Annotated in this window: 21 protein-coding genes; 4 read left to right on the top strand and 17 right to left on the bottom strand. The window is 28.6% G+C overall.

Going from position 1 to position 21,164, the window contains the following annotated elements; all coding sequences use genetic code 11:
- Positions 1-29: 29 nt before the first annotated feature.
- The 13 genes from yfmH to ACLR9T_RS03990 form a co-directional block, all read right to left on the bottom strand.
- Positions 30-1,310, bottom strand: a complete 1,281-nt coding sequence (gene yfmH / locus ACLR9T_RS04050; RefSeq protein WP_413108255.1) for an EF-P 5-aminopentanol modification-associated protein YfmH — start codon at positions 1,308-1,310, stop codon at positions 30-32.
- Positions 1,310-2,572, bottom strand: coding sequence for an EF-P 5-aminopentanol modification-associated protein YfmF (gene yfmF, locus ACLR9T_RS04045; protein WP_413108254.1), 1,263 nt, complete (start codon positions 2,570-2,572; stop codon positions 1,310-1,312). The genes yfmH and yfmF overlap by 1 nt, the downstream gene beginning before the upstream one ends.
- A 111-nt stretch (positions 2,573-2,683) precedes the next feature.
- A complete protein-coding gene (locus tag ACLR9T_RS04040; protein ID WP_413108253.1) occupies positions 2,684-3,646 on the bottom strand; it encodes an ABC transporter permease in 963 nt (320 codons plus the stop codon).
- Positions 3,646-4,719 carry an ABC transporter permease gene (locus ACLR9T_RS04035; RefSeq protein ID WP_413108252.1) on the bottom strand — a complete coding sequence of 358 codons (1,074 nt, stop codon included), beginning with the start codon at positions 4,717-4,719 and terminating at the stop codon, positions 3,646-3,648. Before ACLR9T_RS04035 ends, ACLR9T_RS04040 begins: the two co-directional genes overlap by 1 nt.
- A complete protein-coding gene (locus ACLR9T_RS04030; RefSeq protein WP_413108251.1) occupies positions 4,709-6,241 on the bottom strand; it encodes an ABC transporter ATP-binding protein in 1,533 nt (510 codons plus the stop codon). Before ACLR9T_RS04030 ends, ACLR9T_RS04035 begins: the two co-directional genes overlap by 11 nt.
- Positions 6,242-6,298: 57 nt before the next feature.
- A complete protein-coding gene (locus tag ACLR9T_RS04025) occupies positions 6,299-7,393 on the bottom strand; it encodes a BMP family lipoprotein (protein ID WP_413108250.1) in 1,095 nt (364 codons plus the stop codon).
- Positions 7,394-7,484: 91 nt separating this feature from the next.
- Complete coding sequence (locus ACLR9T_RS04020; RefSeq protein ID WP_413108249.1) at positions 7,485-9,758, bottom strand: DNA translocase FtsK; 2,274 nt, start codon at positions 9,756-9,758, stop codon at positions 7,485-7,487.
- Positions 9,759-9,838: 80 nt separating this feature from the next.
- Positions 9,839-11,533 carry a ribonuclease J gene (locus tag ACLR9T_RS04015; RefSeq protein ID WP_413108248.1) on the bottom strand — a complete coding sequence of 565 codons (1,695 nt, stop codon included), beginning with the start codon at positions 11,531-11,533 and terminating at the stop codon, positions 9,839-9,841.
- 249 nt (positions 11,534-11,782) lie between these two features.
- Positions 11,783-12,574 (bottom strand): dihydrodipicolinate synthase family protein, encoded by a 792-nt coding sequence (locus tag ACLR9T_RS04010; protein ID WP_413108247.1) that lies wholly within the window; start codon positions 12,572-12,574, stop codon positions 11,783-11,785.
- A 2-nt stretch (positions 12,575-12,576) separates the two neighbouring features.
- A complete protein-coding gene (locus tag ACLR9T_RS04005; protein ID WP_413108246.1) occupies positions 12,577-13,638 on the bottom strand; it encodes an aspartate kinase in 1,062 nt (353 codons plus the stop codon).
- Positions 13,631-14,221, bottom strand: a complete 591-nt coding sequence (locus ACLR9T_RS04000) for a dipicolinate synthase subunit B (protein WP_413108245.1) — start codon at positions 14,219-14,221, stop codon at positions 13,631-13,633. Before ACLR9T_RS04000 ends, ACLR9T_RS04005 begins: the two co-directional genes overlap by 8 nt.
- Complete coding sequence (locus ACLR9T_RS03995) at positions 14,208-14,957, bottom strand: NAD(P)-dependent oxidoreductase (RefSeq protein ID WP_413108244.1); 750 nt, start codon at positions 14,955-14,957, stop codon at positions 14,208-14,210. Before ACLR9T_RS03995 ends, ACLR9T_RS04000 begins: the two co-directional genes overlap by 14 nt.
- Positions 14,958-15,019: 62 nt before the next feature.
- Complete coding sequence (locus ACLR9T_RS03990) at positions 15,020-15,337, bottom strand: hypothetical protein (protein WP_413108243.1); 318 nt, start codon at positions 15,335-15,337, stop codon at positions 15,020-15,022.
- 105 nt (positions 15,338-15,442) lie between these two features.
- Here ACLR9T_RS03990 and ACLR9T_RS03985 point away from each other — a divergent pair, with 105 nt between their 5' ends.
- Positions 15,443-15,967: a hypothetical protein gene (locus ACLR9T_RS03985; protein ID WP_413108242.1), complete on the top strand. Its 525-nt coding sequence runs from the start codon at positions 15,443-15,445 to the stop codon at positions 15,965-15,967.
- 458 nt (positions 15,968-16,425) lie between these two features.
- Here ACLR9T_RS03985 and ACLR9T_RS03980 read toward each other — a convergent pair whose 3' ends face one another.
- A complete protein-coding gene (locus ACLR9T_RS03980; protein WP_413108241.1) occupies positions 16,426-16,983 on the bottom strand; it encodes a DJ-1 family glyoxalase III in 558 nt (185 codons plus the stop codon).
- Between the two features lie 201 nt (positions 16,984-17,184).
- On the opposite strand from ACLR9T_RS03980, the gene ACLR9T_RS03975 reads away from it, so the two are divergent.
- The 3 genes from ACLR9T_RS03975 to ACLR9T_RS03965 are packed head-to-tail and all read left to right on the top strand — an operon-like array spanning position 17,185 to position 19,754.
- Positions 17,185-17,793 carry an ECF transporter S component gene (locus tag ACLR9T_RS03975; RefSeq protein ID WP_413108240.1) on the top strand — a complete coding sequence of 203 codons (609 nt, stop codon included), beginning with the start codon at positions 17,185-17,187 and terminating at the stop codon, positions 17,791-17,793.
- Between the two features lies 1 nt (position 17,794).
- Positions 17,795-18,991, top strand: a complete 1,197-nt coding sequence (gene coaBC / locus ACLR9T_RS03970) for a bifunctional phosphopantothenoylcysteine decarboxylase/phosphopantothenate--cysteine ligase CoaBC (RefSeq protein ID WP_413108239.1) — start codon at positions 17,795-17,797, stop codon at positions 18,989-18,991.
- Positions 18,975-19,754, top strand: coding sequence for a type III pantothenate kinase (locus ACLR9T_RS03965; RefSeq protein ID WP_413108238.1), 780 nt, complete (start codon positions 18,975-18,977; stop codon positions 19,752-19,754). Before coaBC ends, ACLR9T_RS03965 begins: the two co-directional genes overlap by 17 nt.
- 77 nt (positions 19,755-19,831) lie before the next feature.
- On the opposite strand, the gene ACLR9T_RS03960 is transcribed toward ACLR9T_RS03965, so the two are convergent.
- The 3 genes from ACLR9T_RS03960 to ACLR9T_RS03950 form a co-directional block, all read right to left on the bottom strand.
- A complete protein-coding gene (locus tag ACLR9T_RS03960) occupies positions 19,832-20,293 on the bottom strand; it encodes a helix-turn-helix transcriptional regulator (protein ID WP_413108237.1) in 462 nt (153 codons plus the stop codon).
- 142 nt (positions 20,294-20,435) lie between these two features.
- Positions 20,436-20,579, bottom strand: coding sequence for a nucleotidyltransferase domain-containing protein (locus tag ACLR9T_RS03955; protein ID WP_413108236.1), 144 nt, complete (start codon positions 20,577-20,579; stop codon positions 20,436-20,438).
- 107 nt (positions 20,580-20,686) lie between these two features.
- The gene (locus ACLR9T_RS03950) at positions 20,687-21,073 is read right to left on the bottom strand and encodes a YybH family protein (RefSeq protein WP_413108235.1); all 387 of its coding nucleotides are present in this window, start codon (positions 21,071-21,073) and stop codon (positions 20,687-20,689) included.
- Positions 21,074-21,164 lie beyond the last annotated feature (91 nt).

Below are 21,164 nucleotides of genomic sequence, written 5' to 3'. Positions count from 1 at the left end.
ATTATTCATGTTTGTTATTTGACATAATTTTACTTTTTCTTAACTATACATGTACTTGTATATTCTAAGTCAAAATATTTAAACATTTCATAAATATCATCAAGGGTAATTTCAGCAATTTCATCAACCAAATTCAATGCATTAGTACCTTCAAAATAATAGCGGCTAAATAAATTAGCTATACTCTCTGGACCATTAAACAGATTAATAAATAAACCAATATTTTTCTTTTTGATTCTTTCAAAATCATCTTTAGATATTTCTATATCACCAAAATTCCTGATTAAATCATATAAATGCTCTTTCAAAGTTTGATAATCATCACAATCACAGCCAATTTGAATAAAAGCATAATCACGTTCTTGAGTAAAGTTAGCGCTAAAAGAATCATTTATTATTCCTTTATTAAGCCATTCATTATATAGCTTAGCACTTTTTGAAAATAATAAATCAAATAATAGGTTTATTGCTAATTCTCGTCTTATTTTTAACTTGGGATCATTTAAAATTTCATTTATTTTAATTGAAACAATGATTTTATTCATTTCTACATCCATTGTTAAGATTTCTTCTTTAGTCTTAATATTACAAGGTTCAATATTTTTTTGACAAACAATTTTTTTAGCCATTTTAAAATCTTTTTTAGCCTGGTTTTCCTTAATAACAGAAATTGCTTTATCAGCCTCAATATTTCCAACTACAAAAAGCATCATATTACTAGGATGATAGAAAGTATTATAACAAAGTTCTAACATATCTTTAGTGGTATTGTTTACGGTTTCTACAGTTCCTGCAATATCAACAGCTACAGGATGATTATTGTATAAATTTTGAATTGAACCAAAATAAACTCGCCAATCTGGATCATCATCATACATTTTAATTTCTTGACCAATAATACCTTTTTCTTTTTCAACACTATCAGTTGTAATTTCTAGTTTTTGAACAAAATCTAGTAATAATTCAATACATGGATATTCATTTGTAGTAGTACTAAATAAATAAGCAGTACGACTTGATGAAGTAAAAGCATTTGTGCTTGCACCAAGTTTGGCAAATTCATCTGAAGCATCACTACCATTCATATCAAACATTTTATGCTCAAGAAAATGAGCGATTCCATCTTCAACCTTGATCATCTCATCTTGATTAATTGGGACAAAAGTTGTATCAATAGCACCAAATTTTGTTGTAAATAAACCATAAGTTTTTTCAAAACCCGGTTTTGGAAGTAAGAATACTTCTAAACCATTATCCATTGTTTCATGATACAAAGTTTCTTTTAATGTTTCAAAATATAATTTTTCCATTATTTATCACTCCCTGTAAGCAAGAAGATAGTATCTAAATGTACCTTTTTACTTGCTGCGATTATTTCTTCCCTAGTAACTTTTAATATCTTATCAAGATATTCTTCATTAGATTCTTGTTTGCCTGTCAGATCACGATTATAAGCTAATGTGATCAAACTCATTGGTTCATCTTTAGTTTTAGTAAGTGAACTTTTTAACATTAATTTAGCTAAATTTATTTCATCATCACTAAAATCACCATTTTGAATATTCTTTAATTCTTCATCAATTAATTGCTTTGCTTTTTGATAATCACTACCTTCAATTCCTGCATTAACTGTCATGATCCCACTAAATGCACCATAACTAGACGATATATAATAACAAAGACTGTGTTTTTCTCTAACAACTTTAAATAATCTAGATTGTGAAAAGCCACCAAAAATCGCATTAAAAACAGTCATTGCATAAGTCATTTCATCTAAGAAATTACAATCTACTACATATCCTAAATTTAATTTAGATTGAGTAATCTCTTGTTTTTCAATTACCTCAAGTACTTCTGTTTTAGTGGAATTAAAATTGGTTACGACTGGAATTAATGTTGGATTTGTTGAAAAACTTAAATTTTCTTTAAATACATCAACAATACTTTCATCAACATCACCAACAACATATAAATTCTTTACATCTTCTTCAATTGATTGTAATAAATATTGATATAATTCTTCATTAGTAATTTTATCTAATTCTTCAATATATCCATTATTACTAATTGATAAAAATCCCCCCTCACCCATATTTTTAAATAACTGATTTAAACCATACATAAATTTATCATCATTTTGTACAATTAATCGTTCTCTTAATTCCTTTTTCTTTATATTAAAAGTTTGCTCATCAAATTTACCATTTTGAATATTAGGATGATAAAGAACATCATTAAATAATTTGATTTGCTGTTTTAATAGATCTTCTTGATACGGTAAAAAAGCTTCATTTATACACACACTTGAAATATTTAATACTTGACCTAGTCCTTTTGTTGCTAAATTAGTTCCAAAGTTCATTCCATATAAATCTTCTAGATGACTAGATAAGGCTTGAGTAGAGGGATATTTTTCAGTCCCTCCAGTTAACATGAATGCTAATAATGATCTTTTAGTTACATTTTCTTTGGTTAATCTATTTTCTAATTTTAATGACATCGTTATATTTTTAAACTTTTTGCTTGGAATTACATGTAATGTATATCCCGATAACTGATAACTTTTTTTCATATGACACTCCTTTTATAAATCTAATGTATATATTATACACTAAAAAACAGAAAATAAAATTAAAACAAGGATTTATTAAAATAAAAATCAAAGTATAATAAAACTTTGATTTTATCGTTTTGATTTATCAAATGGTTCACCTGCTGCTTTTGGAGCGGCAGAATTCTTAGATGTAAATGCTAATAATATCAATGTTGCAAGATAAGGAAAAATTCTAAAAATGATTCCTGGGATTCCTGAGTTTAATAAAAAAGGAATTGAAGCATATGTTACCGCTAAAGTTTTAGCAAAAGCAAAGAAAATTGCTGAAAGTGCGATTCGCCAAGGATTCCAGTTTCCAAATATCAAAACTGCTAACGCTAAAAAGCCATACCCTGCTACTGTACTTGAATATTCACTTGTAATAGGAATAACATAGACCAATCCACCTATTCCAGCTAAAACACCTGATAAAACAACTCCTAAATAGCGCATTTTATAAACATTGATTCCAGCTGCATCTGCTGCATGTGGGTTTTCACCACAAGTTCTAATTCTTAAACCAGTTTTAGTTTTATATAAAAAAACATATGTAAGAATTAGAATAATGATTCCAATAAAAGTGGATACATAAAAATCTTTAAAAAACATTTCTCCTATTATTGGAATATTTGATAAAAATGGAATTTCTTTAATTAAAAATTCATTTGTAAAAGGAATACTTTTAACACCACCAAATATTGTTTTAGCTATAAAGATTCCTAATGCTGGTGCAAATAAGTTTAAAGCAGTTCCTGAAATAGTTTGATCGGCTTTCATATTAACTGCTGCAAAAGCATGTAATAAAGCAAACAGTCCGCCAACGATTCCAGAAACTATCAGTGATATATAAAATAATAATTGTCCCTGTATCCAATCATTATTTTGTGCTATAAACATAAATAAAATCCCAAAAAAAGCTCCAAAAATCATAATTCCTTCTAAAGCAATATTAATAATACCAGAACGCTCACTAAATAATCCTCCTAATGCTACAATCAGCAAAGGAATAGAAAACATTAGGCTTTGTCTAAATAAAAAATAAAATAAATCCATTATTTTTCTCCTCCTTGTTTATAGCGTCGTTTTTTTTCTAAAAACAAACGAATAAATAAAGTAAAAGAACTAAAATAGATAATTGCAGCAACAATTATATCAATGATTTCAACGGCAATATGAACTGCTTGAACATAATTTCCTCCTAAATTAATATAAGCAATAAATAAAGCTGCAAAAATTACACCTAAAGGATTATTAAAACCTAATAACGCTACTGAAATTCCATTAAATCCTTCAGCTGCCAATACTTCTGCAGTACTAATTGTTCTACCAGTTCCTGCTAAATACACTAAAGCACCACCTAAACCTGCAAAAAAACCAGCTATCACCATTGCTAAAATTACACTTTTCTTTTCGTTCATCCCAGCATATTTACTTGCGTTAGAATTATACCCGGTAGCTTTTAACTCATAACCATATGTTGTTTTGTTCATTATAATATAGGCAATTATGCATATACCAATTGCAATAAATGTTCCAATATTAATACTAGAACCTCTAAAGATTCTATCCAACCCTAAATTAGGAATAGCTAAACTTTTAGAAATCGTATATGATTCAGCTCCTGTAGAATTATACATATATTGTTTAACCCCTTCAATTACTATTAACATCCCAATATAATTCATCATAATTCCTGAAATTACTTCATTTACATTACAATATGCTTTGAGGATTCCTGGTACACTAGCCCATAAGGATCCAGCTATTCCTCCTGCAAAAATTGCAAAAAACCAACGAATTGAATCTGGAATAAAAGTTAGATTAAAAGCTACAAACATTGAAACAAAAGCACCAATTATGTATTGTCCTGGAGTTCCAATATTAAATAAACCGCATTTAAACGCAAAAGCAACCGAAAGACCTGTCATCATAATAGGAACTGATAAATATAATACTTCCCCAACGCTTCTTATTCCTCGATAAAATCCCCCTCTTAATAAGATAGAAAAACCTTCCAAAGCTTGATTAGGAACAACTAAAAACATAATTAATAATCCAAAAATCAAACCACAACCAATAGCAATCAATGATGATATAAATGCTTTATACCATTCTTTATCTTTCATCATTTACACCTCGCTTAGAACCTGACATATATAATCCTAATTCTTCAACATTAGTTTTTTTAGGATCAAGATCACCAACTATTTGCCCTTCATACATTACTAAAATGCGATCACTGATATTCATAACTTCATCTATCTCTAAGCTTACTAATAAAATAGCATGTCCATGATTACGATATTGAATGAGTTGTTTATGAATAAATTCAATAGCCCCGACATCTAAACCTCGAGTTGGCTGGACAGCTATTAATATATCGCAATTACTATTAATTTCACGAGCAATAATAGCTTTTTGTTGATTACCCCCAGATAATCCGCGAGCTTTTGAATATACTCCTTGTCCTGAACGAACATCATAGTTTTTTATCAAAATCTGTGCTTGCTTGTATATATGATCAAAGTTCAAGAAACCCCATTTTTGATTATCTTTGGTAAAATAATTTTTTAAAATCATATTTTCTGCTAAATTATAATCAAGAACTAAACCATGTTTGTGACGATCTTCAGGGATATGTGCTATGCCTTCTAAATTTCTTTGCCGTATTGAACTAGTTGTAATATCTTTATTATTTAAAATAATTTTACCTTTATATCCATTTAACATTCCAGTAATAGCGTATATTAATTCACTTTGTCCATTTCCTTCTATTCCTGCTAAACAAACGATTTCATTACGTTTAACTTCAAAATTGATATTTGATAAAATCTTCTTGCTGACACCTTTTTTTGAATAATTAAGATTTTCTACTTTTAATACTATATCACCGGGCGCACAGATTTCTTTTTCGACAACAAAATTGACATCACGACCAACCATCATTTGTGATAATTGTTCTTTAGAAACTTCTTGGACATTAACAGTATTAATATATTTTCCTTTACGAATAACAGTACATCTATCAGCTACTATTTTAATTTCATTTAACTTATGAGTAATAAAGATAATTGACTTACCTTCCTTCACTAAACTTTTCATAATCTTTAAAAGTTCATCAATTTCTTGAGGTGTTAATACAGCGGTAGGTTCATCAAAAATCAGTATTTCATTATCTCGAAATAACATTTTTAAAATCTCAACTCTTTGTTGCATTCCAACTGTAATATCTTTAATTATAGCATCTGGATCAATATTTAAATTATACTGTTTTGATAGAGTTATAACTTGTTTACGAGCATTTTCTTTGATTAAAAATCCATTTTTACTCTCTTCAGTTCCTAAAATAATATTTTCAAGTACGCTAAAAGTTTCTACTAATTTAAAATGCTGGTGGACCATTCCAATCTTGAATCGATTAGCATCATTAGGATTATTGATTTTTACTAATTGATTGTTTATTTTAATACATCCTGAATCAGGCTGATATAAGCCAAATAAAATAGACATCAAAGTGGATTTACCAGCTCCATTTTCTCCTAATAAAGCATGAATCTCACCTTTTTTTAACTGTAAAGTTATATTGTCATTTGCTTTGATTCCTGGAAATTCTTTAGTAATATTTAACATCTCTATTACATATTCCATAAATCTACTCCTTTTATTTTTCTGTTTTTTATAAATAAAAAGCGAGTAACCCCGCTTTTATTTATCATATGTAATATTAACATTGGAAAGCTTTAACTTGGTTGGGTTTCCATTATCTTTATTATCATTATCAACTTCTGTTCTTGTTTTGATTTTTACACTGCCATTAGCTACTTTAGTAAAAATTTCATTATATGCATCTTCATTAAAATTACCTAGACGCTCAAAATCTTTTGGTAGTCCAATATATCCACCTGTTGCATCAAGAGTTTCAATTCCACCCTTAAATTTATCATTTTTGTAATCAACTAATTTATCATAGACTGTTTTATTAACATCTTTTAAAGCTGATGTGATTACTACCCCAGTACTATCATCATTTTGATTACTATCTACTCCTATCGCAAACTTTTCTGCCTCTTTAGCAGCAGGAAAGATAGAATTACAAATTCCTCCTCCACAAGAAAAAATAACTTCTAATCCACTATCATACCATTTAGCTGCTTTAGTTTTAACTGCCGGATCTTCACTAAAAGTTCCAGTATAAGTATACATCATATCAACCATGACATCTGATTGTATTGCAGCGTCATTTGCACCTTGAAGATATCCATATCCATAATTAATTACAGCTGGCAAAGCAATTCCACCCATGAATCCAAGTTTAGTAAAACCACCTTTTACTGCAGCATAGCCAGCTAGATATCCCGCTTGTACTTCATTGTATAAAGCGCAGTAAACATTATCTGTTGGTTTGACTTCTTTAGATTTTGTACTATCTTTTTCATCTGGAATTGTAGGTGTAGCATCGATTAAAATAAATTTAACTTCATCATATTCATCTTGCAATTCACCAATTGCATTACAAAATTTAAAACCTGGGCAAACGATTACTTTTGCCCCATTTAAAACCGCTTCATCAATTTGTGCTTTATAACCCGCATCATCAAAACTAGCTGGCTTATAATATTTATATGTGACATTCTTATCTTTACCAAACTTTTCAACTGCTTGCCAAGCTGATTGATTGAACGATTTATCATTTATATCACCAGCATCAGTAACTAGTGCAATTTCAAATTCTTCACTATTATTACCACATCCTACTAATAAAAACGAAAAAATAAGAAGCACTATTAATAATTTTTTCATCTTAAATTTTCCTCCTTGTAAACTAAGATTAATCATTTATCAAAATTATATCCATTTATCTCTTTAAATATACAATTTAAAAAGAAGATATCTATTCGATATCTTCTTCTTGATAACCACGTATATATACCTCTCGAGGTTTGGAACCGATTTGGGGACCAATCACTCCATCAGCTTCTAATTGGTCAATTATACGAGCAGCTTTATTATATCCAATTCTAAACTGTCTTTGTAGTAATGAAGTACTAGCTTTTTGGGCATTGATTACAAAACTGCGACACATTTCATATTCTTCATCTTCCTCTTCTTCCTTTGATGCTGCATTAGACGAGGTCGTATTTAATTTAACATTTATATATTTTTCATCATAATTAGCTTCTTGCTGATTAGCAGTGTGGTGAGAAATCGCACTAACTTCTTCATCAGATACAAAAGCTCCTTGGACCCTAATTGGTGAACTTGAGCCCATTGGAGAAAATAACATATCGCCTTTACCAAGTAATTTTTCAGCTCCAGATGTGTCTAAAATCGTTCTGGAATCAATTCCTGAAGAAACAGCAAAAGCAATTCTTGAAGGAATGTTAGCTTTAATAACCCCAGTAATAATATCTGTAGAAGGTCTTTGAGTTGCAACGATCAAATGAATTCCTGCTGCTCTTGCCATTTGAGCAATTCTCATAATACAATCTTCTACTTGTTTACTAGCAACCATCATCAAATCAGCAACTTCATCTAAAATAATGATGTGAAATGGCAAAACTTCAAGCTGTTCATCTAATGGTAAATCACCATTTTTTTTATGTACATAATTGTTATATCCTTCAATATTTCTAACATTAGCCCCTGCAAATAAATCATAACGACGTTCCATTTCTGCTACAACTTCTTGTAAAACAGCAGCAGCTTTTTTAGGATCAGTTACTACTGGAGCTAATAAATGAGGAATACCATTGTAATTAGTAAGTTCAACTTTTTTAGGATCAACTAAGATAAATTTAACTTCATCTGGTCTAGCACGCATTAAAATACTACAAATAATAGTATTTACGCACACTGATTTCCCACTTCCAGTTGCTCCTGCAATCAATAAATGTGGCATTTTGTTTAATTCCGCATATATAGTTTTCCCGCTAACATCTTTACCTAATGGTACTAACAGTTTATTTGTTTGTAATTCTTTAGGAATATCTTTAATAACCTCTTTAAATGTAACCATTGTAGCAACACTGTTAGGAATTTCAACCCCAACAGCAGGTTTACCAGGAATTGGTGCTTCTATGCGGATATCTTTTGCTGCTAAAGCTAATTTTATATCATCTTGTAATTGCATGATTTTATTAACCCTTGTTCCTGTTTCCAGTTTTAATTCATATTTAGTCACAGAAGGTCCAATAAAAATATCACTAATTGAGGCATTGACTCCAAATTCATGAAGAACATTAGTTAATGCTTCAGCTTTTTCTAATGCATTTCCTTTATTATCGCCTGATTTTTTGGAAACAGGATTTTTCAATAGTGATAAAGCTGGTAAACGATAATTTTTATTTATTTTTTGTTTTGGTTTTAAATTATCATTTTCGTGTATTTTGGGTTCTTTGTCTTTTATTTCAAGGGTCATTGATTTTTCATCAAACTCTAAAGCTGAAGAAAGGGTATCATCTTCTTCTAAATGAGCAGTATGGATTCTAGCTGATGTTTTCTTTTCAGGTTTTTCTTCATCCATTTCAAATATATCATCTGGAAAAAAAGCAATATCTCTTTTTTTAGTAAAGAAATCAATAAATTTACTAGTATTTTGTTGTTTTTCCTTTTTCTTCTTTTTTGAACCTTTTTTAGATCCGGTTTTTACTTTTTTATGATGATCTACATAAAATTTACTTCCTAGTAAAGTCATACTGATAAGAAGAATAAATCCGGCAGCTATAATAGCTCCTGTTTTATCAAACAGAGCACTAAACATCCCATATAAAATCGCACCAATAAAACCACCGCGATTGCATGGAGCAGTAGCAACATATTGGTTGATTACTTTCATTCCCGTAATATTGTCATCACTTAATGATGACATGAAAATTAGTATAGCTCCTGTTAATAAGTATAGGCCAATTGCATTGGGACCATTAAATCGTGGTAATTTAGCATAGTAAACTACATAAATGCTAATTATAATCAAAGCAATATATCCAATTCCTACAAAATTACCAAGTATGTATGTACATAAAAAATTCAACTGCTCTCCTATTGGACCTAGTTTCATTGCCGCTACAATAATTAGGAACAAACCAGTAGCAGCGATAATTCTAACTTTTAAATCTTCACTTAGCTGCTCTTGTTTTGATTTTTTTGACCGACTTGTTTTAGCCATGATTAACACTCCCTACTCTAACTCAATTATTATATCATAACAAATTAAGATATCAAAAGAAAAAGCAAGCTTAAACTTGCTTAAACTTCGATAATTATCGGCAAAATAACTGGTCGTTTTCCAGTTTCTTTACTAATAAATTTACTAGCTTTATCCTTAATTTCCTGACGTACTTCAACAGCTTCTAAGGTTGGATCACTTTTCATTTGTTCAGTACACTTTTCAGCAATATCAATTATTCCTTTAATTATATGTTCAGAATCCCTTAAATAAACAAAACCACGAGATTGAACATCAGTATTTGCAATAATTTCATGAGTTTTACTATCAATTGTTATTCCAATAATAACTACACCATCATTTGATAATTGAATTCGATCATCAATGACTTTATCACCAACATCGCCAACTCCAATTCCATCAATCATTACATCTTCAACTTCAATTGTATCACGATAATCTTCTAGCTTTCCATTTTTAAAAGTTAAAAATTCACCATTATCAATAATAGCAATATTCTCTGAAGGAATATCCATATTTTTAGCTACATCCATATTAGAAATAAAGTGTTGATACTCTCCCTTGATCGGGACAAAATAAGTTGGATTAAAAATTTGAATTATAACTTTAATATCTTCTTGAGATGCATGCATTGAATATAATTCTTTATTTTTTAAAACATGAATCTTTGAATCAGTTTTATATAGCTCATTAATAGCTTTATTGGCAATTTTTTCAGTTCCTGGAATTACTGGTGAAGCAACAATAAAAGTATCATTTTCATTAAGTTTTAAATACTCATCACCACCATCAATAATATCACTAATATCATGATAAATCCGTTGAGGTGTTCCACTTAATAAAACTACTAAATTATTATCAACTGATTTTTTTCCAATATCAGTTGAAAAAGCAATTAATTCTTTAGGAACTTGAATTACAGCTTTTTTCAAACGTTGACCGATTCTTACGATACTGTTAGTACTATCATATTTATCACGACCATAAAAAACAATTTTTCGCTTATATTTTTTTGTTAATTCTACAATTTCCTTTGTTCTAAAAATATTTTGGGCATATGATGAAATAATGATTCGCCCTTCACTGTCCTCGAATATATTATCAATTTTTTCTGTCAATTTATGCTTTGGTGATGTATATCCTGAATTTTTAGAATACGAAGATTCACATAATAATGCTAAAACACCTTTTTTTCCGATTTCCATCATTTTTTGAATATCACATCTAAATCCTTCTGGAGCTCCAAAATCAACAATGAATTCACCACTATATACAATATAGCCATCTCTTGTCCACAAAGCTACTCCAATACTTCCAGGTATTGAATGGGTAACTGGGAAAAATTCAACAGGAACACCAGCAATATCGATCGAATCATTTCGTTTAACTCTTACCAGTTGATAATTCACTTTAAAATTATTATGTTTTTTATGCCTTTTCATCATTTGATCAATTAAATCAGCAGTTAATGCTGGAGCATAGATTGGTGCATTTACAGCCTCTAATAAATACGGCAATGCAGCCATTACATCATCATGTCCATGGGTAATAATTATTGCTACGACTCGTCTGGCATTTTCTTTTAAGTAATCAAAACTAGGAATAATTATATCAACTCCTAATTTACTTATTTCTGGAAATCTAAATCCTGCATCTAAAATAAAAATCTGTTCTTTTATTTCAATGCAGTACATACTTTTACCCATCTCAGCCTGTCCGCCAAGTGGTAAAATTTTCACAACATCTTTTCTCATTTTTTCCTCCAATTTATTATTTATAGTATGTATAAAAACAATCTTTAATATATTAACACATCAAAGTATGGTTGGCTAATACTTTCTAAAAACATTGTAACAAAAATTGAACAAAAAGAGAAATAAATTAATATTTCTTTTTATAATGTATACAACTTTAATCATAGTATGAGCAATATAATTAAGTTTTAGCCATTATATATTAATCAATTTATTATCTTTAAAAAGTAATATTAATGGAGAAATAAATTAATATTTCTCCATTAATTTATTTAATTGTATCTCTAATTTATCATCTATCTTGACCAATGGTAAACGTAGCCTGTAGTTAATATAACCTTTTTTAGATAAAATATATTTTAAGCTGCTAGATATATTATCACGATAAAAATATTTAACTAATAAATTAAAATAATCACTATTTACTTCACTATCATTTAATAGACTAACTGACTGATAATCAATATTGCTTAAATCACTAATAATCCCATCATAGTTATGATGGATTTTTAAAACATTTTTATCATGAATGTATTTTTTAGCTGTTAATGAAGTATCAAGATCTTGTTCCGTTATTAATCCGCAGATATTTAAATGCTTTTGTAATAAAATTTTAATATCTTCAGTCTCTAAAATATTTCGGTGATAAAAATCAATGATAATTTTTTTGTCAGTAACTACTGAAATTAAATCAATGTGTTTATAAATACTAGCATTTGAATATCTAACCATACTAGGTACTTTAACAATATACCCAGTTAATCCTTTAATATCATTTAATTCATTAATTTGTTCAATTGCTTTTTTAGTACTTTCTTGCAAAATATAGACATATATCTCTAAATCATAATGATAACAGATATATCTAATTAAATGTTTAAGTTCAATCGGATTTAAAAACATCCCTTCACCAGTAAAACTCCCAATAATAAAACAATGATTTTTTTGAAATGCTAAACGTTTAATTAAAACATCTACAGCTTGATAATCGATAATTCCGTCTTCTTTAAAAGGTGTGATTAAATTAGTAAAAATTTTCATTTCTAATCACTTCTAACAATCAAATCATGCAATAAATTAATATCCTGTTTTTGCATCTTGACTTTAACATAATAACTGTCAATTTCTTTGTTTGAAGTAAGGGCAAATTTTTCTAAAAAATTCCGATAAATATCATCATTTTCAAGTTCACATCCAACAAAATGTACTTTTGTATAAGCATCAATTTTTGTATATTTAGTTTTTAATTTATGCAGGTTTTCTTCTAAAACAAGATAATCATTTTCATATTTATCAAATAAATAATTAACATCCTTTTTTGCTATCTCTTCATCGAAACGTATTAACCAATAATTAAAATCAATTGACATCGTTTTGATTTTTGTATCATCATGATTAATTAAAGTACCAATACTATCATTATAAATAGATCTTAAGTTGATCTTGAAACCATCTTTGTGATAACCTTCAAGTAATGCCTTATAGCAGATTATTCGAGCTTTATGCTTAGCTAAATCAAGAGCCTGGCGATATCCCACATGTTTGATCAAACGAGCATCATTGATATATTTTGGATCTCCAGTATAGATTCCACAAACATCACTGTAAATATATACTTCATCTAAATTCATTCTTTTAGCAATATAAACAGCACTATAATCGCTGTCCCCTTGTTGTAATATTCGTACATTTTTATATTTATCAATTCCTTGAAATCCAGGAATGATAATTACATCATATCTCTTAAAATATTCAATTATTTTTTTCTTATCAAAATCTACTAATCGATTACCTCTGATTTTTAAACCAGCCTGCAAGCTAGAAAGAGAAATTGCTTTAATATCTCTTTTTCTTAACTCACTTGATAAAACCACACTGCTGATAGTTTCACCACAGCTAACAATTCGACTATATTCATCATATGATAACTGCCAAGAAATTAGTTCTTTTAATGTGTCGGTTGCATAGGGCTCTGGATAGCGCCCCATTGCACTAACAACTACGATTAGTTTATAATTTGAATTTTTTTTTATGATTTTACATACTGCGTTTATTGAATCTTTATCACGTAAGGATGTACCACCAAACTTTAGTACTTTATACATCTTTAATCCCTTCAAACACTGGCTGAATCTGTTTATTATTTAGTGAACTAATCAACGTTTGAATAACCAGGTTTTCATCAAACAACATACTATTAGGTTTTTTTATATGATCATCTTGGTACATTGGCACTAAATAAAAATGTTTTGTATTTAAAATTTGCATAATATTTTTTCCTGAATTACTTAAAGCATCATTTGTTGCAATTGCTAGAACTACATTATGCTCATTTCTTAATGTCGATTTACATGCCATTGTTACAGCGTTATCATTGATTCCATATGCTAGTTTTGCAAGTGTATTTCCACTACATGGCATAACTAACATTAAATCTAATGGTATTTTAGGACCAAAAATTTCAGCATTTACGACATCACTAATAACTTTACGTTTGACTATTTTTTCTATTTCTGCAATCAATTCATCAGCCTGATCAAAACGAGTATCACAAGTTAATATTTTTTCACTGACAAAAATATACAAATCACATTCTTGTTTAACTAATTCTTTAATAACGACCATTGATTTTTTTAAAGAACAAAAAGATCCTGTAATTCCAATCCCAATTTTTTTATTTTTTAACATTTATATCAACTGCCCGTTTAATTGCCTTATATAAAGCAAAGGCACTACTTTGATAAGCATATTTAGTTGGTAATTGTTTTAATAAATGATAATTAGTATCTCTTTTACTATTTTCTAAACCATAAGGTTTAGATGCTACATCATAAATCTGACACTTTTCATCTTTTGTAGATAACATTTTATCTGTAATGATATTACTTGGAATCGTATTTATAATAAAATCATAACCTTCTAAAGTTAATTCATTTAAGCGGATATAACGATATCCTCTAGCGACTACTTCTTCATGATAATGATCATTGCGATTTGATACGGTAATTTTTGCATTAAAACGTTCCAACTTACTAGCAAGATCTTTTCCACAATGTCCATAACCTAAAATCAAGATATTTGAATTTGACAAACTAATATTATTATCAATTATCATGTATGCAATTAAAGCTTCATCACAAATATAAGTGTTTTCATTAACAAATTGTTCATCATGATATAAATAATCATATTTAAATCCTTTTAATTTACTTAAATAACATAAACGCTGATTCTTTAATAAAGTTAATACAGTTGAATCACAAGCAAAATCTACTTGTTCAAAACCTTTACCATCTTTTCCTAGATATATAATCTGACAAGATGATATAAACCTGCTATCATTTTCTATCTGATAACCATTTTTAACCATTAGCTTAGCTAAATATTTGCAACGATTATCAGTACCATTAATATAGACTAACATATTCCACCTCTACTATAAAATATGATAATTATCTAAGTTTGTTACAAGGTTGATAAAATTCATCAACCTTGTAAATTAAATCCCATTTCTTCAGTAATCAAGCCTAATATAATTTCTATCCGTTCCTGTAACATATCAACAGCCTGGTCAAGAATTAATTTTTCTTTTTTATCATGATCATAACTTTCTATCTCAAATACACACTTAACCACAAAAAAATGTTTTTCCCCTTCACCTACTTTAATCTGATAGTTAAGTACTAAGTTTCCTTTCTGACTATGACTATAACCTACCTCAATGCGTGCTTTTACATTTTTAGGTACATAGTTTTCTTTATCATTAATTACATTAGCATGAATACTTTTTAATTTAACTTCCATTTTAATTTCCTCCTTATTATTTTCTACATTAAAAAAAGTGATTTTTCTTTTATTATTTACATTCTTTTAGGATTTTATTAAAATAACCTCAACGGAGGTTAAAAAATGTACTACTTAATGCTTATTTATACTTTTTTATTATCATTAAAGACTTCTTGGACATATAATAATTTTACCTTCTTATCATATCAAAAAGATCTACGAATTCATTATCTTATTTGGGTTACGATCATGTCTTGTTTTTTACTATATAAAATATATAAACTGTTAAAAAATATTACCTATATAACCTTTTTTAATCAGTTATTGATATGTTTTAGTTTTTTAAGTATGTTAATAGGGTCATATTTGCCATATGACCCTATTTATGAAAATATAATTTCTACTTTACATATAATACTATCTTCTTTAGGCGCTTTATCATTATTAATAATTATTCAAATCTTAATAAATAGAATCATTTTAGTTGACTTAGATTTTTATAAAAAAATGACTACAATATATCGTAGTTTAATTTTGATGCTGGGAATGCTTATTATTATGTTTGGTTCGATTAATAGTATTGTGGAATTATTTTTTACTTTTACAGTACTTATTTCTTTAAATAAAATTGAAAAATATTTTAAATAAATTACTTAACAGTAACTATTCATATATTATGCTTTAAATAGAAGGTAATTAAAAAGAATCAAAATGATAGGTTTACTCTCAACTTAATTTGCTCATCAGTGATCTTATAAGAAAATTTCTTATTTAATAATTGGAGATTCTTGTGGCGTAGTCATTGTTTAAATTCATCGGTCAACTGTTTCATTTGACCTACATGATAGTTATTAATCCAATCTTTCACAATTTGGTTTACTTTTGTAAAAGTAATTATATTAGAACGTGATTGGCACTTTCATCCACCATTTTGTCTAATCAAGTTTCTGTTTGTACGCTCGAAAGAATCTCTATACTTCTTCTCTCACCTATATTATCACTAATAACGGCTTGTAATTCACTATACTTAGTGATAAACACCTGAGGTTGGTTTATCTCCGATTGAATTCATGCCATAATGAAAAATATCTTGTAACAATTTTTTGTTACAAGATATTTTTTTCTAAGTATTTATACTGCATACTATCTTTAATTTCTTCACTATTACCTTCAAGAGCATCTAATAGTGCATAAGCAAAAGCTAATGCGGCTGCAGGTCCTTTTCCTGTTATGATGTTGTTATCTTTTAAAACTAGAGCTTCTTGGTAATTAGCACTGTTTAATTGAGCATCGATTCCTGGAAAACAAGTAACTGTTTTTCCTTCAATAACTCCTGCTTTTTCTAATACGATTGGTCCAGCACAAATTGCACCAATAATTTTGTTAGCTTTATTAAATTTTTGTACGATCTTAATTACTTTTGGATCATCTCTTAAATTAGTAGCGCCAGGTAATCCACCAGGAATAACAATAGCATCATATGTTTCAATCGTGTCATCAAATATACGATCCATTGTTATTTTTATTTGATGAGAACTAACGACTTCTAGTTTGTCCATCCCAATCATTGTACATTCAATTTTTGCTCGGCGCATTACGTCTACTACTGATAATGCTTCTAATTCCTCAAAACCATCATGAAATAACACTGCTATTTTTTTCATCACAAAACCTCCTTGAATAGTATTTTACCATTATAAAGGCTAAATTGCATTATCTTAATGATTGAAAAATCAGTTATATCGTACTATAATGGCCTTGTTATTAAATAAATATTTAGTAATGACAAAGCATTAACTATCTAATTATTTAATGACGGAGATATTATATACACCGTATCATAGTGAACGGTAGTGGAGGAAAAAATGAAAAATAAAAAAACTAAAGATCTTGTTTTGTATGCAATGTTTATTGCAATTGAAATGTTACTGGTGTTTATTCCTTTTTTAGGGTATATCCCAATTGGTCCATTGCGTGCAACAACGTTACATATTCCAGTAATTATTGCTGGAATTATTTTAGGTAAAAAAGGCGGTAGCCTTATTGGACTTGTTTTTGGTTTAAGTAGTTTGTTCTATAATACAATTAATCCTACTGTGACTTCATTTGTTTTTTCACCATTTATTAGTGGGAATATTTTAAGTGCAGTTATTGCAATTTTACCTAGAGTACTGATTGGATTTATTGCAGGTTTAATTTTTGAACAGGTTTTAAAATATAATTGGAATAGATATTTAGGTATGATCATATCTAGTCTAGCTGGAGCTTTAACTAACACTATTTTAGTATTAAGTGGGATTTATTTGATTTTTGGTCATAGTTACGCTCAAGCAATTGGTCAGGATTTTAATGTGCTAATGGCTTATTTAATTGGAATTGTTACTAGTAGTGGAATACTAGAGGCGATTGTTGGAACTATTATCGCAATTCTTATCTGTCAGCCTTTATTAGTGCTTACAAAGAAAGGAAGTTAAAATGAAAACGATAGTTGTAGGAGTTAGTGGCAGCATTGCTGCGTATAAAGCTTGTGAATTAATAAGAACATTAAAAAAGAATAACTATGATGTTGAAGTAATTATGACACATAATGCGACTAAATTTATTAGTCCTCTTACTTTGGGATCTCTAATAAATAAGCCTGTATTAATTGATGATTTTGATAAAGATGGTTATAAAATAAAACATATCAGCTATGCAAAAAAAGCTGACTGTTTTGTTATTGTACCAGCAACTGCCAATATTATTGGTAAGATTGCAAATGGAATCTGTGATGATGTTTTGACATCAACATTTATTGCAGCTACTTGTCCAAAGTTGATTGCGCCAGCTATGAATGTTAATATGTATGATAATTTAGCAACCCAACGTAATATTGAAAGATGCAAAACATATGGTATAAAATTTGTTGAACCAGGCTATGGTTTATTAGCTTGTGGTGATACTGGTCGTGGAAAACTAGCTAATTTGAATCAAATTATGGCGATGATTGAGTATTGTTTATGTGATAAGCCTTTAAAAAATAAGCGGGTCCTAATAACCGCAGGACCAACTCAAGAAGCACTTGATCCAGTAAGATATATTACTAATCATTCTAGTGGTAAAATGGGCTATGCCTTAGCTAAAAGAGCATTTGAATTAGGAGCAAAGGTAACTTTAATAACTGGTCCTACTAATCTTGATCTCCCCTATGGTATAAAAGTTATCCAAATAAAATCAGCATCAGAAATGTTTGAAGCAGTTAAAATCAGATATAAAAAACAGGATTATATAATTAAAGCTGCAGCAGTTGGTGATTATCGTGTTAAAGAAATTGCTCAGGATAAAATTAAAAAGAAAAGTGATGTTTTGCAATTAGAATTAATAAAAAATGATGATATTCTAGCATATTTAGGTAAGCATAAGACAAATCAAATTATCTGTGGTTTTGCTATGGAAACAAAAAATCTTATTGATCATGCAAAAGAAAAATTTATTAAAAAGAATTGTGATTTATTAGTAGCTAATAATTTAAAGGAACCTGGGGCTGGTTTCAAAAATGATACAAATAAAGTAACATTTATTACAAAAGATAAAATCCAACAAATTGAATTAATGACAAAAAATGATTTAAGTGATCTAATTTTGCAAGAACTAATCAAAATTAAGGAGGAAAAACATGTTAATAGTAATTGATATAGGTAATACAAATATTACAATGGGTTTAGTTGATAAAAATCAAATAATTGATAATTATCGTTTAACGACAAAATTAGAACGTACTTCTGATGAATATGGATTTATGCTATTAAGTTTCTTAAACGCTTCAAATATTCTAGTAGATGAAATTGAAGATATCATTATTGCCTCAGTAGTACCTAAAATTATGTATTCTTTCACAAATTCTATTAAGAAATATTTTAATCGGGAGCCAATTATTATTGGACCAGGAATTAAAACGGGAATTAGAATAAAAATTGATAATCCTAAAGAATTAGGTGCTGATCGGCTCGTTGATGCTGCTGGTGCTTATTATATTCATGGTGGTCCGTGTTTAGTAATTGATTTTGGAACTGCTACTACATTTGATGTAGTTAATGAAGATGGTGATTTTCTTGGTGGAGCAACTGCTCCAGGAATTGGAATAAGTATTAATGCTTTATCTAGTCAAGCAGCAAAATTACCAGAAATCGAAATAAAAAAACCTAAATCTATTATCGCTAAAAATACTGTTACTAGTATGCAGGCTGGTATAATTTATGGGTACGTTGGTTTAACCGAAAATATTATTACTGAAATAAAAAAAGAATATGGACAAAATTTAACCGTTATTTCAACTGGTGGTTTAGGTCGAATAATTTATAATGAAACTGATTTAATAGATATTTATGATCCTGATTTAACATTTAAAGGATTAAAAATTATCTATGATAAATACAAAAAAAGTTTACAGATATAATTAAAAGTGGTGTTAGGGTTATTAACCAATACCACTTTTTTAGTACGCTAATTAAACATTTTCATAAACTGGGTTTATCAGCTTGATTTACTTTTGCGATTTTTCCAAACATTATACAAAATGTCTTTAAGAACTAACATCGCATCTAGTTCATTAAGCTGATATTCCTGCTTTAATTCATTCAACATAACATTGATTTTATAAGCATAATTCGAAATATTAACTTTTTCCTGATAGCTAAGAAGAATAGGGTATTTTTTCCCCCATGCATTTGTCCAGTTAATTTTTTCTTCTGTTTCTTCGTTAGTTTTGTCAATGGTGTCCTGTATTTCCTTTATATCAATATCAAAATCAATTAATTCATCTAATGATACATTATAAAGTATTGCCATTTTCTTTGATTGACGAATATCCGGGACAGTTTCATCCGTTTCCCATTTTGAAACAGTTTGTCTGCTAATCCCCAGCTTTTCAGCTACATCTTCTTGCGAAAGCCCGCATTTCTTCCTTGCTTGAAATAAACTATTTCCTAAATTCATTATAATTCCTCCTTATCTATTTGTGGTTTTATTATATTATTCAATAAGGACAACTTCTACCAACTAAAATTATCAAATCTGCTATTTTTCTTAACACAACGAAGATTTTACAGTTTCAAATCTTCAAAATACCGTTTTTTATTTATAGTAACTTTAGTAGCAATATATCTAAATCTGAATTTTCTTTGTTTACTCTTCTTGCATAAGAACCTACAATAATAATAGTCTCAATATGCAAAGTATTCCTTGCATATTTTTTAAGTTCGTTAAAAAAGTCTTCAAACAAAATATTATCATTTCTATAAATTCTAATATATTAAAATCAAGATATACTCTAATGGTATTGCCTAGTAATTGTTTAAATTACTACTGTTCTTTTAAATCTGTTATGGTTTAATCAAGTAATGTCGTTCCATAAGAATTATCAATAGCACAAAGCCATTTACCATCAATCTTTCGGTATACATAAGTTGCTCTACGATCCATACTATATTCAGATGTTTCTTTATTGTCAGCATCTAATAAAGTTTGAGATAAAACTAATACTGTATCCCCTGCTTCAATCATTAACATTTTTCCTTGTGTTGGAACAACACTATTTTTAAAATAGGCAGCAATTTTAATAAAAGCTTCTTTGATTGCTTCTTTTCCTTTTGCCTCTAAACCAGGTTTTACAACCAATACTGCATCATCAGTATAAAAATCCATTAAATCATCAAATCTTTCTTCTTTTATTGCCTTATCTGCTGCAGCTATCAATATATTTATTTCTGTATTCATATTTCACTTATCCTTTATTTTTTTAATTCTAATTTTGTACTATATAGATGTAGATGTTAGTTATATTCATCTACACTTACTTATATAATAA

This window comes from Thomasclavelia sp., from assembly GCF_047249845.1.
Lineage (GTDB): Bacteria > Bacillota_I > Bacilli_A > Erysipelotrichales > Coprobacillaceae > Thomasclavelia.
Note: the sequence above shows the minus strand (reverse complement) of the source record. Positions and strands in the feature narration are given on the sequence as shown.

Bases quoted from the DNA above. Each gene is read 5' to 3' on its own strand.
- ACLR9T_RS03980 (WP_413108241.1), bottom strand. From the start codon at position 16,983: ATGAAAAAAATAGCAGTGTTATTTCATGATGGTTTTGAGGAATTAGAA.
- ACLR9T_RS04035 (WP_413108252.1), bottom strand. From the start codon at position 4,719: ATGAAAGATAAAGAATGGTATAAAGCATTTATATCATCATTGATTGCT.
- ACLR9T_RS03960 (WP_413108237.1), bottom strand. From the start codon at position 20,293: ATGAATTTAGGAAATAGTTTATTTCAAGCAAGGAAGAAATGCGGGCTT.
- ACLR9T_RS04030 (WP_413108251.1), bottom strand. From the start codon at position 6,241: ATGGAATATGTAATAGAGATGTTAAATATTACTAAAGAATTTCCAGGA.
- ACLR9T_RS03985 (WP_413108242.1), top strand. From the start codon at position 15,443: ATGTACTACTTAATGCTTATTTATACTTTTTTATTATCATTAAAGACT.
- ACLR9T_RS03990 (WP_413108243.1), bottom strand. From the start codon at position 15,337: ATGGAAGTTAAATTAAAAAGTATTCATGCTAATGTAATTAATGATAAA.
- ACLR9T_RS03950 (WP_413108235.1), bottom strand. From the start codon at position 21,073: ATGAATACAGAAATAAATATATTGATAGCTGCAGCAGATAAGGCAATA.
- ACLR9T_RS04040 (WP_413108253.1), bottom strand. From the start codon at position 3,646: ATGGATTTATTTTATTTTTTATTTAGACAAAGCCTAATGTTTTCTATT.
- ACLR9T_RS04025 (WP_413108250.1), bottom strand. From the start codon at position 7,393: ATGAAAAAATTATTAATAGTGCTTCTTATTTTTTCGTTTTTATTAGTA.
- ACLR9T_RS04000 (WP_413108245.1), bottom strand. From the start codon at position 14,221: ATGTTAAAAAATAAAAAAATTGGGATTGGAATTACAGGATCTTTTTGT.
- ACLR9T_RS03995 (WP_413108244.1), bottom strand. From the start codon at position 14,957: ATGTTAGTCTATATTAATGGTACTGATAATCGTTGCAAATATTTAGCT.
- ACLR9T_RS04020 (WP_413108249.1), bottom strand. From the start codon at position 9,758: ATGGCTAAAACAAGTCGGTCAAAAAAATCAAAACAAGAGCAGCTAAGT.
- yfmH (WP_413108255.1), bottom strand. From the start codon at position 1,310: ATGGAAAAATTATATTTTGAAACATTAAAAGAAACTTTGTATCATGAA.
- ACLR9T_RS04015 (WP_413108248.1), bottom strand. From the start codon at position 11,533: ATGAGAAAAGATGTTGTGAAAATTTTACCACTTGGCGGACAGGCTGAG.
- ACLR9T_RS04010 (WP_413108247.1), bottom strand. From the start codon at position 12,574: ATGAAAATTTTTACTAATTTAATCACACCTTTTAAAGAAGACGGAATT.
- ACLR9T_RS04005 (WP_413108246.1), bottom strand. From the start codon at position 13,638: ATGTATAAAGTACTAAAGTTTGGTGGTACATCCTTACGTGATAAAGAT.
- ACLR9T_RS03965 (WP_413108238.1), top strand. From the start codon at position 18,975: ATGTTAATAGTAATTGATATAGGTAATACAAATATTACAATGGGTTTA.
- coaBC (WP_413108239.1), top strand. From the start codon at position 17,795: ATGAAAACGATAGTTGTAGGAGTTAGTGGCAGCATTGCTGCGTATAAA.
- ACLR9T_RS03975 (WP_413108240.1), top strand. From the start codon at position 17,185: ATGAAAAATAAAAAAACTAAAGATCTTGTTTTGTATGCAATGTTTATT.
- yfmF (WP_413108254.1), bottom strand. From the start codon at position 2,572: ATGAAAAAAAGTTATCAGTTATCGGGATATACATTACATGTAATTCCA.